The 15,268-nt window shown below is 74.5% G+C and carries 15 protein-coding genes and 1 pseudogene; 12 read left to right on the plus strand and 4 right to left on the minus strand.

Annotated features, from left to right (window positions below; all coding sequences use genetic code 11):
• The first annotated feature begins 99 nt into the window (after positions 1 to 99).
• From ACZ3J7_RS10965 to ACZ3J7_RS10975, 3 genes are all read left to right on the plus strand, one after another.
• On the plus strand, positions 100 to 1,098 hold the full coding sequence (locus tag ACZ3J7_RS10965; RefSeq protein WP_465619091.1) for a class I SAM-dependent methyltransferase: 999 nt from the start codon (positions 100 to 102) through the stop codon (positions 1,096 to 1,098).
• Positions 1,088 to 1,579: a hypothetical protein gene (locus ACZ3J7_RS10970; RefSeq protein ID WP_465619093.1), complete on the plus strand. Its 492-nt coding sequence runs from the start codon at positions 1,088 to 1,090 to the stop codon at positions 1,577 to 1,579. Before ACZ3J7_RS10965 ends, ACZ3J7_RS10970 begins: the two co-directional genes overlap by 11 nt.
• A 125-nt stretch (positions 1,580 to 1,704) precedes the next feature.
• On the plus strand, positions 1,705 to 2,217 hold the full coding sequence (locus ACZ3J7_RS10975) for a rhodanese-like domain-containing protein (protein ID WP_465619095.1): 513 nt from the start codon (positions 1,705 to 1,707) through the stop codon (positions 2,215 to 2,217).
• A 30-nt stretch (positions 2,218 to 2,247) separates the two neighbouring features.
• On the opposite strand, the pseudogene ACZ3J7_RS10980 reads toward ACZ3J7_RS10975, so the two are convergent.
• Positions 2,248 to 3,100 (minus strand): annotated as a pseudogene (locus tag ACZ3J7_RS10980) (LysR family transcriptional regulator).
• A 148-nt stretch (positions 3,101 to 3,248) separates the two neighbouring features.
• On the opposite strand from ACZ3J7_RS10980, the gene ACZ3J7_RS10985 reads away from it, so the two are divergent.
• The 4 genes from ACZ3J7_RS10985 (at position 3,249) to ACZ3J7_RS11000 (ending at position 6,465) form a co-directional block, all read left to right on the plus strand.
• Positions 3,249 to 3,602 (plus strand): DoxX family protein, encoded by a 354-nt coding sequence (locus ACZ3J7_RS10985; RefSeq protein ID WP_465619097.1) that lies wholly within the window; start codon positions 3,249 to 3,251, stop codon positions 3,600 to 3,602.
• Between the two features lie 238 nt (positions 3,603 to 3,840).
• Positions 3,841 to 4,653 carry a GNAT family N-acetyltransferase gene (locus ACZ3J7_RS10990; protein WP_465619098.1) on the plus strand — a complete coding sequence of 271 codons (813 nt, stop codon included), beginning with the start codon at positions 3,841 to 3,843 and terminating at the stop codon, positions 4,651 to 4,653.
• 92 nt (positions 4,654 to 4,745) lie between these two features.
• Positions 4,746 to 4,970, plus strand: coding sequence for a translation initiation factor IF-1 (infA, locus tag ACZ3J7_RS10995; RefSeq protein ID WP_014140224.1), 225 nt, complete (start codon positions 4,746 to 4,748; stop codon positions 4,968 to 4,970).
• 322 nt (positions 4,971 to 5,292) lie between these two features.
• On the plus strand, positions 5,293 to 6,465 hold the full coding sequence (locus ACZ3J7_RS11000) for an 8-amino-7-oxononanoate synthase (RefSeq protein WP_465619101.1): 1,173 nt from the start codon (positions 5,293 to 5,295) through the stop codon (positions 6,463 to 6,465).
• A gap of 157 nt (positions 6,466 to 6,622) precedes the next feature.
• Here the strand turns inward: ACZ3J7_RS11000 and ACZ3J7_RS11005 are convergent, their stop codons facing one another.
• Positions 6,623 to 8,140, minus strand: coding sequence for an alkaline phosphatase family protein (locus tag ACZ3J7_RS11005; protein WP_465619103.1), 1,518 nt, complete (start codon positions 8,138 to 8,140; stop codon positions 6,623 to 6,625).
• A gap of 242 nt (positions 8,141 to 8,382) precedes the next feature.
• Between ACZ3J7_RS11005 and ACZ3J7_RS11010 the strand changes: the two genes are divergently transcribed.
• Positions 8,383 to 9,150, plus strand: a complete 768-nt coding sequence (locus tag ACZ3J7_RS11010; RefSeq protein WP_465619105.1) for a GntR family transcriptional regulator — start codon at positions 8,383 to 8,385, stop codon at positions 9,148 to 9,150.
• A gap of 52 nt (positions 9,151 to 9,202) precedes the next feature.
• On the opposite strand, the gene ACZ3J7_RS11015 is transcribed toward ACZ3J7_RS11010, so the two are convergent.
• Complete coding sequence (locus ACZ3J7_RS11015; RefSeq protein ID WP_465619378.1) at positions 9,203 to 9,946, minus strand: SAM-dependent methyltransferase; 744 nt, start codon at positions 9,944 to 9,946, stop codon at positions 9,203 to 9,205.
• Positions 9,947 to 10,395: 449 nt separating this feature from the next.
• Between ACZ3J7_RS11015 and ACZ3J7_RS11020 the strand changes: the two genes are divergently transcribed.
• Both ACZ3J7_RS11020 and ACZ3J7_RS11025 read left to right on the plus strand, forming a co-directional pair.
• Complete coding sequence (locus ACZ3J7_RS11020; RefSeq protein ID WP_465619107.1) at positions 10,396 to 10,962, plus strand: sigma factor-like helix-turn-helix DNA-binding protein; 567 nt, start codon at positions 10,396 to 10,398, stop codon at positions 10,960 to 10,962.
• Positions 10,963 to 11,132: 170 nt separating this feature from the next.
• Positions 11,133 to 11,774 carry a hypothetical protein gene (locus ACZ3J7_RS11025; protein ID WP_465619109.1) on the plus strand — a complete coding sequence of 214 codons (642 nt, stop codon included), beginning with the start codon at positions 11,133 to 11,135 and terminating at the stop codon, positions 11,772 to 11,774.
• A 30-nt stretch (positions 11,775 to 11,804) separates the two neighbouring features.
• Here the strand turns inward: ACZ3J7_RS11025 and ACZ3J7_RS11030 are convergent, their stop codons facing one another.
• On the minus strand, positions 11,805 to 12,263 hold the full coding sequence (locus ACZ3J7_RS11030) for a PPOX class F420-dependent oxidoreductase (protein ID WP_465619111.1): 459 nt from the start codon (positions 12,261 to 12,263) through the stop codon (positions 11,805 to 11,807).
• Positions 12,264 to 12,514: 251 nt separating this feature from the next.
• On the opposite strand from ACZ3J7_RS11030, the gene ACZ3J7_RS11035 reads away from it, so the two are divergent.
• Together ACZ3J7_RS11035 and ACZ3J7_RS11040 are read left to right on the plus strand one after the other, a co-directional pair.
• Entirely contained in the window at positions 12,515 to 13,936 is a 1,422-nt protein-coding gene (locus ACZ3J7_RS11035; protein WP_465619113.1) for a sulfatase family protein, read from the plus strand.
• Positions 13,937 to 14,066: 130 nt separating this feature from the next.
• Positions 14,067 to 15,053 carry a formylglycine-generating enzyme family protein gene (locus tag ACZ3J7_RS11040; RefSeq protein WP_465619115.1) on the plus strand — a complete coding sequence of 329 codons (987 nt, stop codon included), beginning with the start codon at positions 14,067 to 14,069 and terminating at the stop codon, positions 15,051 to 15,053.
• The last annotated feature ends 215 nt before the right edge of the window (positions 15,054 to 15,268 follow it).

Below are 15,268 nucleotides of genomic sequence, written 5' to 3' on the forward strand. Positions count from 1 at the left end.
AACGGCCTCCGGGAGCGCAAGGGAGGCCAGGACTGGGGCCGATACGGCCAGTTGGCAGACGTAGTGGTGGAGTGGGCGCGCGTCGGCAAGAGGAGGGCCATGGGAGGCCGGGCGAGCCTGCTGGTGTACACCGACGGTGACGCGGCCGACCACCTGCGACGGCCCGGCGCGGCCGACCCCGGGCGGAGCGCCACCGTGCTGCGGCGGCTGACACTGGGCCGGACGGTGAAGCCCGTGGGTCTGGTCTCGCTCCTGGAAGGGAGGCGGCCGTTGACCGGCCTGTCAGGTTCCGCCGGTGTTGACACCGCGGCGGTCGGGTCGCACGGCTTCCTGCTTCGCGGCCTGATCGCCGCACGAGCGGGGTGGAGCCTGCGGATCCGCGAAACAACGCTGTCGAGGGGGCAGGGCTGTGACAGGGTCGGCGCCATGTCCTTCGACCACAACGATCACTACCACCGCCTGCTGCTGCGACACCTCCCCGCAGGTGCCCGGACCGCGCTCGACGTCGGTTGCGGGACGGGTCGCTTCGCGCGGCGGCTGGCGGCTCGGGGAGTGGAGGTGGACGCCGTCGACCCCTCGGCGGAGGCGATCGAGGCGGCCCGGGCGGTGACGTCCGCCACGGAGGGGCCGATGCCAAGGTTCCGGTGCGAGGACATCACCCGGGCCGAACTGCCTTCCGGGCACTACGACTTCGTCTGCTGTCTGGCCAGCCTGCACCACATGCCGTTCGAGACCGTCCGGGTGCTGCGGGAGACACTGGCCCCGGGCGGGGTGCTGGTCGTCCTCGGCTGCTACCCGGAGAAGTCGCGCACGGACTGGCTGTGGAGCCTGGCCGCCGTTCCCGTCAACGCGGCCGTGCGCGCGGCCGTCGCGCTCGCCGAACAATCCCGAGGCGCTCGTCCGATCGGCCCGGACGCGGTGCGGGCGCCAGTCACCCCGCCGACGATGACCTACGCGCGGACGCGGCTGGAGGCCGCCGAACTGCTGCCCGGTGTCAGGATGCGGCGGCTGCTCTTCTGGCGCTACCTGCTGGTCTACCGGGCCCCGGCGGGCGCGGATTCCCACCCGACGACCGCCCCTGCGCCCGATGCCGCGTAAGCCCCCGCACGCCGGCGGCGGCGACGACGGCTGCCGCGACGACCGCCGGGCCCGCAGGCCGGTCGGCACGCTACCGGTCAGCACATTGCTGATCGGTGTCTGCCCGGGGCCGCCCCAGTGTGCGGCCACCCACACGTACCTCTTCGTGGACGGCCTCGACCTGATCACCCGCAGCGACGCCAACGCGTTCGGTGCCCCGCCGGAACGGCTGCTCCGTCCCGGCGGCCCGCTCTGGCCGACCGACCACGCCCGTACCGTCGAGGTCGCGGAGACGGCGACGGGGGCGACGGTCGGGTTCCGGATGCGGCTCCGGGGGCGGACGGTGGTCTGGAGCGACCTGACGTACCCCGGGCCCGACGACCGGGTCGTCGAGGAGGTCCGCTTCGAGGCGCGGCAGTACCTGGCCGAGCTCGAACGGGCCTGCGCCCGGTGGGGCGGTGGCGGAGCGGCAGCGGGCCTGGCGGGATCTTGGCGGTCGTAGGCGCTCACGCCACTCGTGGAAGGGGTGGGCGAAGCGGAAGACTCGAGGTCGTCGCCACCGGCCGGGAGACCCGGAAGGCCCGCCGGACTCCGTGCCGCCGCACCACCAGAAACGAGGCAACCCCCATGTCCGCCACCACCGTCGTCACCCCTGCCGCCACCGCTGCCCCCACCCCGGTCGCCAGTGCCGTCCTGAACGTCCCCGCCGCGGACCCGGTCGAGGCCGCCGCCCACTACGCGGCGCGGCTCGCCTTCGAGGCGGACGTGTCCGACGTCCACGCTGACCTGTCGGCCGGAGTGCCTGGGGTCGTGGTGGTCGACACCCGGAGCAAGGCGGCCTGGGACCAAGGGCACATTCCCGGGGCCGTCCACCTGCCCACTGCGCGGGTCGCCGAGCTCGCCCCGGGGAGCATCGACCCGGCGCTGACCGTGGTCACCTACTGCTGGGGCCCCGGCTGCAACGGTGCGACCCGGGCCGCGCTGGCCTTCGCCCGGCTCGGCTACCGGGTCAAGGAGATGCTCGGCGGCTTCGAGTACTGGGCCCGCGAGGGCTTCGCCTACGACACCGCCGCCGGCAGCGAGCAGCGGCCGATCGACGACCTGACCGCCCCGCGCTCGGGCATCTCCTGCGCCTGCTGAGGGGCGGCGGGACGGGCGTTCGGGCAGGCGTCAGGGGCGGTACGCGGCAGTCGCGGCCTTGACGAAGGAGTGCAGCAGCGAATCGGTACGGCCTGCCGGCCAGGCCACCACCACCCGGCTCGGCGGCAGGTCGACCAGCGGGACCACGGTCAGTTCGGCGGGCAGTTCGTGGCCGAGCGGGGCCAGTCCGACCGTCCCGCTCCACAGGACGGCCTGCAGGCACTCCTGGACGCCCCGGACCACCGGGCCCTCGCGCGGGACGCCGCCGTGCCAGTACGACTGCCAGCGGGCATCGGTGCCCGGCGGGAAACTGAACCAGCGCCGGTCGGCCAGTTGGGCCAGCCGCAGCCGCTCGTGGCGGGCCAGCCGGTCGTCCGCCCGCAGCACCGCCCCCACCGGGTCGGCCCGCAGCACCCGCACCGCCAGACCGTCCGGGTCGAACGGCGCCCGGGTCAGCGCGACGTCGACCAGCCCCGCGCGCAGCCCGCAGGTCGGATCGGTCAGGTCGGTCTCCCGGACCAGCACGTCCACGCCGGGGTGGTCGCGGCGGAACGCGGCCGCCAGCCGGGCTACGCCCGGATCGGTGCCGTCGCCCAGGATGCCGACCGTCAGGCCCGCCCGCCCGGCGGCCGCGTCGACCCTGGCCCGGACCCGGTCGGCCCGGGCCAGCAGCTCCCGGGCCTCCGCCAGCAGCACCGCGCCCGCCGGCGTGAGGTGCGACCCCGGCAGGAGAACGGACCAGCAGCGGCGCGCCGAGGTCGTCCTCCAGCCGCCGGACCGCCCGGCTCAACGGCGGCTGGCTGATGTGCAGGCGGCGGGCGGCCCGGCCGAAGTGCAGTTCCTCGGCGACCGCCACGAAGTAGCGCAAGGTCCGTAGCTCCACGCTGCGACGATACCCATCCGGTATCGGCCGTGCGGAACGGGTCTTGGACAGCCGCCCGACCCCGGCGGTGGACTCATGGGGGCACGGCCGGTGCGGCCGACGCTCCACGACGGGCCCGGCCGGACGGGCCCACGCACGGACGGGAACCATGGACATCGCCTACTGGGCCCTCGCGGGCCTGCTCGCCCTCTTCTACGCCTACGCCGGCGCGCTCAAACTGCTGCGCGACCCCGAGCGGCTGCGCCCGATGATGGCCTGGGTCGACCGCGTCCCGCGGCCCGCGCTGCGCGCCCTCGGCGCGGTCGAACTGCTCGGCGCCGCGGGCCTGCTGCTGCCCCCGCTGACCGGTACCGCCGACCGGCTCGCCCCGGCCGCCGCAGCCGGGCTGGTCCTGCTGCAACTGGGCGCGATACCGGTCCACCTGACCGGCGGGGACCGGCGGATCGGCCTCAACCTCGCCCTGCTCGCCGCCGCGGCCGGGTGCCTCGCGCTGGCACTCTGAGCCGCCGTCAGAGGAGCAGGGGGGCAGGAGGACGTCGGAGAACAAATGAGTTGGAGGGGCGGCCGGAGGTTGCTACTGTTCGGATCGCCGTGAACGGAAACGAGGAGGTGAGTTCCCCCATGAGAGCAGGATCCAGGCGGGTGCTCCCCCCTTCCCCACGGTGCAACGACTGACACAGCTGTCGTCGGGAGCGCCCGCGTGACAACGCAGGCACAGGCACTCCCGAAAGGCGAAAGCCATGAACACTGACAGCACCAGCAGCACTGAGGGCACCGGTAGCGGTATCGGTAGCGGCGCCAGCGCCGTGCAGGTCGCCCGGGTCGACGAGACCCGGTGGCAGGCCCTGGCCGACGACGTGGTCGTCGGCCAGGCCGACGTCTCCGTCCGCCCCGACCACCGACACTTCGTCAGCATCGACGTCTGGGACGACGCGGCCTTCAAACCGCTCGCCGCCGCGATGCTCGCCGCCCTCCCCGCCACCCCGCTGCGCACCCTGGTCGAGGGCGGTGACACCGACGCGGCCGCCCGCTGGGGCCGGGTCGGTTTCGTTCCCGAGCGGCGGGAGTGGGAGTACGTCCTGTCCACCGCCGTCGACGCGCCCAACCCGGCCCCGGGCGTGCGCGTCCTGCCCGCCGGGACGGCCGACGAGGACCGGCTGCGGGCGCTGGACCGCGAGATCCGAGCCGAGGTCGCGGCCGGGCCCGGCTGGCACACCATGCCCGCGGAGGTTCGACCCGCCCCTCCGGGGGACACTCTCATCGACCCCTCGCTGTACGCCGTCGCCGTGCACCAGGACCGGTACGCGGGCCTGGTCCGAGTGGTCCGCGGTCACCGCGGCCCCGCCCGGATCGGTCTGCTCGCCGTCCGTGCCGCCCACCAGCGGCACGGCCTCGGCCGCACCCTGCTCGCGCACGCCCTGCACACCCTGCACGAGTCCGGCACCGCCACCGCCCGGGCCGAGATCGACCAGTCCCACGCCGCCGCCACCGCCCTCTTCGAGGGCTTCGGCGCGCAGCGGGTCGGCCACGTCCTGCAACTGATCCACCACTGACCGCCACCGGGCGGCGCCGTCCGAGAGCGGGCGGCCCCGCCCGGCGCACCCGACATACACCCCTTCCTCCCACCAGAGAATCGAGACCACCCTTGCCACGAGTAGCGAAGGGCCTGGAACTCGAGGGCACCGTCCTCGAATGCCTGCGCAACGCCACCTTCAAGGTCGAGCTGCAGAACGGCCACCAGGTACTGGCCCACATCAGCGGAAAGATCCGCAAGAACTACATCAAGATCCTCCCGTTCGACCGCGTCCTGGTCGAGCTCAGCCCGTACGACCTCACCAGGGGACGCATCCTGTTCCGCTACCGCAACTGACCCCCCGCCAGGCCGTCCCGCCCGCGCCGCCGTTCAGGACACCGCCGCCAGCAGGCCCGGAAGGGCGTGGACGGAGGGGACCCGGTGCGCGGGCGGGGCGGGGCGGGGCGGGTGCGGTTCGTGGCCCCCACTCCACCAGGTGCACGGCGGCCACCTCGTCCAGCCGGTCGGGCAGCAGGTGCGCGGGGCGACGGGAACCGTCCGCCGGGGGTCTGCCGGAGCCGGTCGGCCCGCCGCTCGCCGAGGCCCCGAAGTGTGGGACGCCGCACATCGGGGCGGTGCGCGTTGCCCCGGCCGCGCGCCGGATGGAAGAGTGCCGGGCATGGTGGCAGACGCGCAGGTCAGCGGAGCGGACGAGGCTCCGGAGCGGGTGTTCGACTGGCTGGACGAGGCCGCGGCCGTCCGCGACGCCGCCGGGCTGACCAGGCGGCTGCGCAGCCGCCCCGCTGCCGACCCCGTGCTCGACCTGGCCTCCAACGACTACCTCGGCCTGACCCGCCACCCGGCCGTCACCGCCGCCGCCGCCGGTGCCGCCCTGCACTGGGGCGGCGGCGCGACCGGCTCCCGGCTGGTCACCGGCACCACCGAGGAGCACACCGCGCTGGAGCGCGAACTCGCCGAGTTCTGCGGCTACCAGGCCGCCCTGGTGTTCTCCTCCGGCTACACCGCCAACCTCGCCGTCCTCACCGCGCTCGCCGGCCCCGACACCCTGATCGTCTCCGACGCCCACAACCACGCCTCGCTGATCGACGGCTGCCGCCTCGCCAGGGGCCGGGTCGCCCGCGCCGCGCACTGCGACCCCGCCTCGGTGCGCGAAGCCCTCGCCGCCCGCACCGAACCCCGTGCCCTGGTGGTCACCGACTCGGTCTTCTCGGTCGACGGCAACGCCGCCCCGCTCGCCGACCACCTCGCCGCCGCCCGCGCGCACGGTGCCGCGCTGGTCATCGACGACGCCCACGGCCTGGGCGTCCTCGGCCCCGGCGGCGCGGGCGCCGGAGCCGCCGCCGGCATCGCCGGTCAGCCCGACGTGGTCGCCACCGCGACGCTCTCCAAGTCCCTCGGCTCGCAGGGCGGCGTCGTCCTCGGCCCCGAACGGGTCATCCGCCACCTGGTCTCCGCCGCCCGCACCTTCATCTTCGACACCGGCCTCGCCCCCGCCGCCGTCGGCGCCGCCCTCGGCGCGCTGCGCCTGCTGCGCGCCGAACCCGGCCGGGCCGCCGACGCGCTCCGGGTGGCCCGCGAACTCGCCGACCGGCTCGCCGAAGCCGGCCTGCACGCCTCCGCCCCCGACGGCGCGGTGGTCTCCGTCCGCGCCGACGACCCCGAGCACGCCGTGCGCTGGGCGGCCGCCTGCCGGGACGAGGGCCTGGCCGTCGGCTGCTTCCGCCCCCCGTCCGTCCCCGATGGCGTCCCGCGCCTGCGGCTCACCGCCCGCGCCGACCTGACGGCCGAACAGGTCGCCTTCGCGGTCCAGGTGGTGCTCAAGACCCGCTGAGCGGCCCCGGGGCGGGTCGGACCCGCCCCGGGCCCACCCCGCCCCGGGCCGGATGGGCCCCGCCCGGCCCGGACGGGCCCGCCCACCCCGCCCCGGGCCGGATGGGCCCCGCCCGGCCCGGACGGGCCCGCCCGCCCCGCTCCGGGCCGGAGCCGGTTCAGCCGAAGACGACCTGGTCGACCGTCCAGAACGCCGAGTTGGTGCCCGTGTAGCGGAACTGGAACCGGGCCGTCGAGGCTCCCGCCGGCACGGCCACGTCCAGGTGCTCGAACGCGTTCAGATCGGCCCGGTAGGACTTCACCAGCTGCGCGGCGCCGCCGTCGAAGGACACGTACACGTCGCCGGTCTGCGGGCCGTCCACCTTGTAGTCGGTGGCGAAGGACAGCGTGCCGCGCGTCCGGCCCGCCACCGGGTAGGCCGGGCTGACCAGCGTCGAGTCGAACTGGCCGGTGCCGTGCGACTTGTCGTCCCACTCGTCGGAGTCGGCGACCGCGAACACGTTGCGGGCCCGGACGTTGGTCTCCCGGCCCTGGCCCAGCTGGGCCGCCGTCCAGAACTCGTCGGTGGCGAACGCCCAGCCGCGCCACTCGGTGACGCCGCCGGTGGGCATCCGCGAGTTGTCGATCGTCCAGCCGGCCGGCGGGGTGCGGGTGAAGCCCTTGACCGTCGAGCCGATGCCGGTCTCGTCGACCCGGGTCTGCAGGCTCGGCCGCAGCGCGTCGAACTCGTCGGGCACGATCTCGTCCACCGGCTTGCCGTCCAGGCCCCAGGCCGGGTCGATCGGCGCGCCCTGGTGCTTGAGCACGGTCGGCGCGATGTCCACCGGCTTCACGTCGTACCGGCGCGCCCCGGCGGCCTGGCCCCGGCCGTTGAGGACCATCCAGGTCTGCCGCTCGTTGGCGCTGTTGCCGCCGTGGCCGCCCGCGTCGGTGTGGCCGTGGTCGGTGGTGACCACGATCAGCCAGTCCTCCGAGGCGTACGTGGCGCGGGACCTGAGCGCGGTCAGCACCTGCCCGAGCAGGGCGTCCGCGCCGTGGATCGCCGACAGGTACTGGGCGGACGCGCCGCCGTACGAGTGCCCGGCCTCGTCGACCTCGTCGAAGTGCAGGAACACCGAGTCCGGGTTGCCGTGCGCCAGGTAGTCGGCGGCGTCCGAGGCGGTCTTTGCGTCGTTCTCGCTCTCCGGGATCCGCAGGTCGGCGGTGCCGTTGAAGACGTTGGCCGTGATCGGGTTCCAGGAGCCGATCACCAGCGTCGAGGTCGACGGGTCGGCGGCCTCCAGCCGGCTCGCGTAGTCCGGGTAGAGGTCGAAGCGCGAACCGGTGAAGTTGTTGTCCAGCACCTTGTGCCTGTCCGGCCACACGCCCGTCGCGATGGTCGACCAGCCCGGTCCGGACAGCGTCGGCGCCAGCGGGTTCGCGTACAGGTTGGACGTCGCCGTGGTGCCCGACGCCATCAGTGCCTTCAGGTTCGGCGCGTCCGCCGCGGCCAGCTTGTCGTACCGGGTGCCGTCGATGCCGACGACCAGCGTCTTGGCCTGCTTGCTGCCGTTCGGCAGGCCGTTGTACGTGCCGGTCGCCGCCGAGGCGGACGAGCCGCCCAACGGAACCAGCGCGGCCGCGACGACGGCCGCCGCGGACAGGGAGAGGGCCATGGTGGAACGGGAGTTGCGCACGGGGGCTCCCAACGGGAAAGCGACGCGGTGCGGTTGCACCGGCAACCGAGGATGGGCCGGGCGGGCGAGCGCGAACCCGCACCGAATCCACGGTTGTATGAACAAGCGTCAAAATTCAGTCCAGACCGGTTACCGTTCCGTGATGGTTCGTCGGCGACGGGAGCTACGGGAGCGACAGGAGCGGGAGGAGAGGGGAGGGGCGGGCCGGGGGCCCGGCGGAGGGCGCTCGCTACGCTGGGGAGGTGAACCACGCCGCTCCCCGCGTCCCCCTCGTCCCCGTCAGGTCGGGGGTGCCCGAGCACGGCCGGGTGCCCAAGTACTACCTGGTCAAGGCGGAACTGGAGGAGCTGATCGCGGAGTTGGGCCCCGGCGGGCGGCTACCCACCGAGGCCGGGCTGGCGGAGCGGTACGGGGTGGCCCGGGCGACCGTCCGGCAGGCGCTGCGGGACCTGCTGATCGAGGGGCGGCTGCGGCGGCAGGGGCGGGGGACGGTGGTCGCCGGGGCCAAGATCGAGCAGCCGCTGTCGCTGGCCAGCTACACCGAGGGCGTCACCAGGCAGGGCCTGCGCCCCGGCCGCACCCTGATCGCGCTGGACCGGCTGCCCGCCGATCCGGCGGTGGCGGATCGGCTGGCCGTCCCGCCCGGCGAGCCGCTCTGGCACCTCGAACGGGTGCTGCGCGCCGACGGGGAGCGGGTCGGCCTGGAGTCCACCTACCTGCCGGTGGCCCGGGTCCCGGAGCTGGCGGCGGAGTTCGACCCCACCGGGTCGCTCTACGGGTACCTGCGCGAACGCGGCGTCCACCTCGCCGGGGCGGAGGAGCGGATCGAGACCGTGCTCGCCACCCCGCGCGAGGCGCTGCTGGTCGGCACCCCGCCCGCCCTCCCGATGCTGCTGCTGCACCGCCGCAGCCGGGACGCCGACGGACGCCCGCTCGAACTCGTCCGCACCCTCTACCGGGGCGACCGGTTCAGCTTCACCCTCGACCTGACCGCCCCCACCACCGACTGACGACGGACCGGGGACGGGAGGGCAGGGGGACGGGAGGACAGGGGCCGACGGCTCAGGGACGGACGGCCACGGCCCCGTAGCAGGAGGCGCCGGCGTCGCTGATCCGTTCGGTGTCGTCGTCGGGGGACGGGTTCCACCGGGGGGTGGCGACGACGCCGGGGGCGAGGACGTCCCAGCCGGTGAAGAAGCGGCCGAACTCCTCGCTGGTGCAGGCCGCGACGGGCGTTCCCGCGGCGGTGTAGACCTGGATCAGCCGGGCGGTCTCGTCCGGCGCGAAGTCCGGGGTGAGGTGGCTCATCACGAGGGCGGAGCCGCTGGGCAGCCGGTCCTTGAAGTACTCGGTGATCCCGTGGGCCCGGCCGGGGACGAAGTGCAGCAGGGCGTTCATGCTGAGCGCGACCGGCCGGTCGAAGTCCAGGGTGCGGGCGGCGGCCTCCAGCAGGGCCTCGGGCTCGCGGACGTCGGCCTGGACGTAGGCGGTGACGCCCTGTTCGGTGCCGCGCAGCAGCGCCTGGGCGTGCAGCAGGACGATCGGGTCGTTGTCGGCGTAGACGACCGAGGCGTCCGGCGCGACCCGCTGGGCCACCTCGTGCAGGTTCGGCGAGGTCGGGATGCCGGTGCCGATGTCGAGGAACTGCCGGATGCCCCGCTCGGCCAGCAGCCGGGTGGAGCGGCGCATGAAGGCCCGGTTGGCGCGGGCCGCGGACCGGGCGTACGGGAACACGGCCAGCGCGCGCCCGGCGGCCTCCCGGTCGGCGGGGAAGTTGGTGGTCCCGCCGAGGTAGAAGTCGTACATCCGCGCGGAGTGCGCCAGGTGGATGTCGAGGTTGACCTCGACCCCGGCCCCGGCCTCCGCCCCGACTGCCGTCCCGACTGCCCTTCCGACCGCCGTCCCGCCCCCCGCCTCGACCGCCGGGTCGTGTGCGTCTGCCATCTGTTCCCCCTGAACGCCAGTGATCCTCCGCCGGTCGCACCCACTATGCCCATGCGTGCGAACGAACAATCAAGGGCGTCGGCCGGGTTCGGTGGCAGTCGTGACCGGATCGGTCATCAGCGGTCCCGTTTCGCTCACGATCGCTCAGAGTTGAAGATGGGCAGCTTGTCGGGTCGAACGACTTATGTCTGATCTTGAAACCCCTTGTGCCGGATTAGCATCTGGACACCTGATGCGCCTTAATGTTCCTCCAGGGGACACGAGTTCCCGCGCCGCGCCGCCACGCCGACGGCCCGGGGAGGAGGAGCGGCATGAACGAGAGCGACCGGGCAGTGGGGGACCGGCACCGCCTGACGTTCGACGCCTTCTGCGACACCCACCAGCGGACGTGGTCCGGCTTCGCCGACGTCCGCCTGCGCGACACCGCCACCGCGCGCGAGGCCGTGCGGACCGCGAAGGACCGGGTCTGGCGGGAGTGGCCGAGGATCCTGCGCGACCAGTACCCGGCCTTCCAGGCCTGGACGATCCTCAAGGAGGAGGTCGCCGCCGCCCTGCTGCGCCCGGTGACCGACGGCGGAGCGATACCCGCCGAACCCGTCCCGCCCTGGGTCGGCACGCTGCGCGCCGCCGCCGAACTCGCCCGACACCTGCCGGAGACCGGCGACGGCCACGAGCGGATGTACGCTGCGCTGTGCGGGCTGTCCGAACGGCGCCACGACGTCATGGTGCTGCGCTACCTGCTCGGCCTGACGGACACCCAGATCGCCGACTGCCTGGCCACCACCGAGGCCCACGTGCGCTCCACCGCGCTACAGGCCCTGGACCGCCTGGCCACCGCCGTCGGCGGCCGCCACCGGGAGCGCCGGGAGCAGTGGTGACCGGTGACGGGCCCGCGGCACGACGGAACACCGCACGACGGAACACCGCACGGCGCAACACCGCACGACGGAACGTGGTACGACGGAACGCGGTACGACGGCACGGCGCACCACCGAACGCGGCACCACCGAACGCGGCAGGACGGACGACGGACGGACGGGGGAACGAGATGAGCACCGGGAGCGCCGGGAGCGACGGCCTCCACACACCCACCCGCCCCGCGCCGCCGCGCCCCGACGACGCGGGCGTGTCCTGGGAGCGGCTGCTGACGGCCCCGCGCCCCTTCCCGTCCGAGAACCTGCAGGCCGCCCACGAGTTGGACCTCGCCGCCTCCCTGGTGCTGGCGATGCCGACCGCCGCCGCCTCGCTCGACCTGCTGGTCAACGACCGGCGGATCCACCCTGAGGGCGCCCTCGTCCTCGGCGCGCTGCTGCACGCCGCCCGGAACCGGGACGGCGCCCAGTTCTGGTGGCAGTTCGCGGCCGGCGGCGGCTCCTACACCGCCGCGTCCTGCCTGAGCCTGCTCCACCGCAGCCTCGGCGAGTTCCTCGACGCCGAACTCTGGCGCCGCCAGGCCGAGGCCCTGGCCACCGGCCCCCGCCGCCCCCCGTGCGTCGTGGGCGTCCGCGACGCGCTGCTCCCCGCCGGGGTCCTCGCCGAGATCCTCACCCTCTGCCACGAGGGCCTGGACGTGAGGCTCCCGCCCCGGCTGGCCGCCGTGATCCACCAACTGCCGGTCGACTCCGACGACCCCGAGTACGGCGAACTCCCGCAGGTCAGCAGCACCCTGGTCCGCGACCTGGCCCGGTGACCCGACCCGTCCCCGCCGACCGGCGGTGGTTCAGGCCGTGATGTCCAGGGCGGTGCCGTAGAGGCGGGTGACCTTCAGGCGGATGACCACCCGGTGTTCGGCGACCAGTCGGGCGAAGAACGCGTCCTGGTCGGCGGGGCGGAGGTCGGGCGGGAGCAGGGCGAGCAGTTCGCGGCCGACCGCGTCGCCGGGGGTGGTGGTGGGTTCGGAGACCTCGGCCTCGCCCTCGGCGACGGCGAACGACCAGACGTCCTCGCCCTGGACGTGCAGCGAGGCGCGCGGGTCGGCGCGCAGGTGGGCGACCTTGGCGCGGTCGGCGGTGCTGGAGAAGCGCAGCGTGCGGGAGGGCGCGTCCCAGTTGTAGAGCATGGTGGTCAGGTGCGGGTGGCCGCTGCGCCGGACGCTGGCGAGGGTGCCGAAGCGCTGCCGGGCGAGCAGGTCGGAGAGGGCGTCGTCGGAGAGCCTGCGGGGCGGTGCGGACTTGGTCATGACGGGGGCAACGACACCGGTGGGACGGATGTTCCGGACGGAACGCCGAAAGGAGTTCCGACGGTGTGCGAAACATTGCAACGGGCCCGTGAACAGCATGCGTTGTCTGTCCGCAAGCAATTGCGGGCCGCTCCGGGGCGCCCGTAGGTTCACGGTCAGCGCGCCGCACACCGCTCCGCCCGGCCGGGGACGCCCGCCGACTCGCTCCGCCCGCCACCCCTCCCGCCCGCCGTCGAAAGGGTACGCACGCCATGAGTCGGAACACCGAACCGCCGCGCGACCACCTCAAGCTCGGCCGCCGCGAATTCCTGGCCGGGGCCGCCGCGGTGGCCGCCGCGACCGCGCTGCCGCTGACCCTGGGAGCCGCCGACGCCGCCGCGGCGGGGGCCCGGCCGAACGTCCTGGTGATCCTCACCGACGACCAGCCCAAACAGACCGAGTGGGCCACCCCGAAGACGGTGGACTGGCTGGTCGGCCACGGCGTCCGGTTCACCTCCGGGCACGTCACCACGCCGCTGTGCGCGCCGTCCCGCTCGTCGATCTTCAGCGGCCGGTACGCGCACCACCACGGCGTCCGCGACAACGGCCACCCGTACAACCTCGACCAGCACGACACCGTCCAGCGGGCGCTGCACCAGGCCGGCTACCGCACCGGACTGTTCGGCAAGTACCTGAACGCCTGGCAGCCGGCCGACAACCCGCCGCACTTCGACGAGTGGCTGCTGGCCGCGCCGGTGGTCTACGCCGACGGGCAGTACAACGACAACGGCACCGTCCACACCATCCCCGGCTACTCGACCTCGGTGATCCGCGACCGCGCGCTGGCCTTCCTCGACAAGGCCGCCACCGACCCGCGCCCGTGGTTCGCGTTCGTCGCGCCGAAGGCCTCGCACGAACCCAACACGCCCGAGCCGAAGTACGCCGACACGGCCGTCCCGGTCTGGAACGGCCGCCCGTCCGTCGACGAGGCCGACCGCAGCGACAAGCCCCAGTGGATCCAGGACTCCACCGGGACGCTGGCCACCGGCCGGCAGCTGCGGGCCCGCCAGCTGCGCACCCTGCTCTCGGTGGACGACGCCGTGCAGGCGCTGCACGACAAACTGGCCGCGCTCGGGCAGCTGGACAACACCCTGGTGATCTACCTCGGCGACAACGGCTACACCTGGGCCGACCACGGCTGGTCGAAGAAGTCGGTGCCCTACCTGCCGTCCGTCGAGGTGCCGTTCTACGTCTCCTGGCCGGCCGGCGGCCTCGGCGCGGGCAGCCCCGCCGACCACCGGATCGTGGCCAACATCGACCTCGCCCCGACCATCCTGGAGGCCGCCGGGATCACCCCGGACTGGGCGCTCGACGGGCACTCGCTGCTCGGCCCGTACAGCCGCGACCACCTGCTGGTCGAGTTCTGGGAGCAGGGCGCCCACCAGGCCGGGCGGCCGCACACCTGGGCCTCGTACCTGTCGAAGACCGAGCAGTACACCGAGTACTACAAGCTGCACACCGACGCGGACGGCCGGCCCGTCGGCACCGGGGCGCTCGCCTTCCGCGAGTACTACGACCTGGAGGCCGACCCGTACCAGCTGGTCAACAAGCTGTACCAGGCCACCCCGGCGCAGGAGCAGGCGCTCGGCATCCCGGCCCTCGCGGCCGCGCTGGCCGCCGACCGCACGGCCTGACCGCACGGCCCGCCCGTACGGCCCGCCCCTACGGCCCGCCCGTACGGGCCCCGAACCCCGGCCGGTCGTCTCCCCGGCGGCCGGCCGGACCCGCACCGCCCCGCACCGCCCCCTGAAGGAAGAGGCAGCCATGCTCTCCTGCTGCGCCCCCGGGCACGAGCCCGCCGACCTCGGCCTGCCGACCCCGCCGTCCCTGCCCCTGCTGACCCTTGACCCCGCCCCCGCCCCCGCCCCCGCGCCGGTGCTCTCGCCCGCCGCGGCGCGGGCCGGGCGCGGGCTGCTGGAGCTGCCCGGCGGAGCGTTCCGGATGGGCGGAGAGGACCCGGACGGGATCCCGGGGGACGGCGAGGGACCGGTCCGCGAGGTGGTGCTCGGGCCGTTCGCGATCGCCGCGACCACCGTCAGCAACGCCGAGTTCGCGTCCTTCGTCCGGGAGACCGGGTACGTCACCGACGCCGAGCGCTTCGGGTCCAGCTTCGTCTTCGAGGGCTTCCTGCCCGACCGGCTGCGGGCCCGCTCCCCGCGGGTCGCCGCGACCCCGTGGTGGCGGGCCGTCGAGGGCGCCGCCTGGCGCACCCCCGAGGGCCCCGGCAGCGACTTCGCCGCCAGGCAGCAGCACCCGGTGGTGCACGTCTCCTGGAACGACGCGCAGGCGTACTGCGCCTGGTCCGGGACCCGGCTGCCCACCGAGGCGCAGTGGGAGTACGCCGCCCGCGGCGGCAGCGAGGGCACCCGCTACCCGTGGGGCGACGAACTCGCCCCGGGCGGACGGGAGCTGCTCAACATCTGGCAGGGCGAGTTCCCGACCCGGAACACCGGCCGGCACCGCTCCACCGCCCCCGTCCGCTCCTACCGCCCCAACGGCCACGGCCTCTACAACGTGCTCGGCAACGTCTGGGAGTGGTGCGCCGACCACTTCAGCCCCGACCACCACCGCCCCGACACCCCCGCCACCCGCCGCGACCCGCTCGGCCCGCCCACCGGCACCGCCCGGGTCATGCGCGGCGGCTCCCACATGTGCCACGCCTCCTACTGCAACCGCTACCGGCTGGCCGCCCGCTCCGCCAACACCCCCGACAGCTCCAGCGGCAACATCGGCTTCCGGGTGGCCCGCTGAGGCTGCGGCGGCACCGGGCCGGGACCGGAGACCGGCCGGGACCGGAGACCGGTCGTGACAGAGGGGGCGGCAGGGGACCCCGGGGAAGGGGAGGAACCACCCTTGACCGGCCCTTGCCAAGTCGCCGAGGGCATGTCGCGGGGGCGGTCCGCGGTCCTAGCGTCCTGCCGCCGAGCTGAAACCGGCCGTGGCGCCACACCCCATCGGTGTCACGG

Source organism: Kitasatospora sp. NPDC015121, from assembly GCF_055562955.1.

Coding starts and splice junctions, on each gene's coding strand:
- ACZ3J7_RS10965 (WP_465619091.1), top strand. CDS start 100: ATGGGAGGCCGGGCGAGCCTGCTGGTGTACACCGACGGTGACGCGGCC.
- ACZ3J7_RS10970 (WP_465619093.1), top strand. CDS start 1,088: ATGCCGCGTAAGCCCCCGCACGCCGGCGGCGGCGACGACGGCTGCCGC.
- ACZ3J7_RS10975 (WP_465619095.1), top strand. CDS start 1,705: ATGTCCGCCACCACCGTCGTCACCCCTGCCGCCACCGCTGCCCCCACC.
- ACZ3J7_RS10985 (WP_465619097.1), top strand. CDS start 3,249: ATGGACATCGCCTACTGGGCCCTCGCGGGCCTGCTCGCCCTCTTCTAC.
- ACZ3J7_RS10990 (WP_465619098.1), top strand. CDS start 3,841: ATGAACACTGACAGCACCAGCAGCACTGAGGGCACCGGTAGCGGTATC.
- ACZ3J7_RS11000 (WP_465619101.1), top strand. CDS start 5,293: ATGGTGGCAGACGCGCAGGTCAGCGGAGCGGACGAGGCTCCGGAGCGG.
- ACZ3J7_RS11015 (WP_465619378.1), bottom strand. CDS start 9,946: ATGTACGACTTCTACCTCGGCGGGACCACCAACTTCCCCGCCGACCGG.
- ACZ3J7_RS11020 (WP_465619107.1), top strand. CDS start 10,396: ATGAACGAGAGCGACCGGGCAGTGGGGGACCGGCACCGCCTGACGTTC.
- ACZ3J7_RS11025 (WP_465619109.1), top strand. CDS start 11,133: ATGAGCACCGGGAGCGCCGGGAGCGACGGCCTCCACACACCCACCCGC.
- ACZ3J7_RS11030 (WP_465619111.1), bottom strand. CDS start 12,263: ATGACCAAGTCCGCACCGCCCCGCAGGCTCTCCGACGACGCCCTCTCC.
- ACZ3J7_RS11035 (WP_465619113.1), top strand. CDS start 12,515: ATGAGTCGGAACACCGAACCGCCGCGCGACCACCTCAAGCTCGGCCGC.
- ACZ3J7_RS11040 (WP_465619115.1), top strand. CDS start 14,067: ATGCTCTCCTGCTGCGCCCCCGGGCACGAGCCCGCCGACCTCGGCCTG.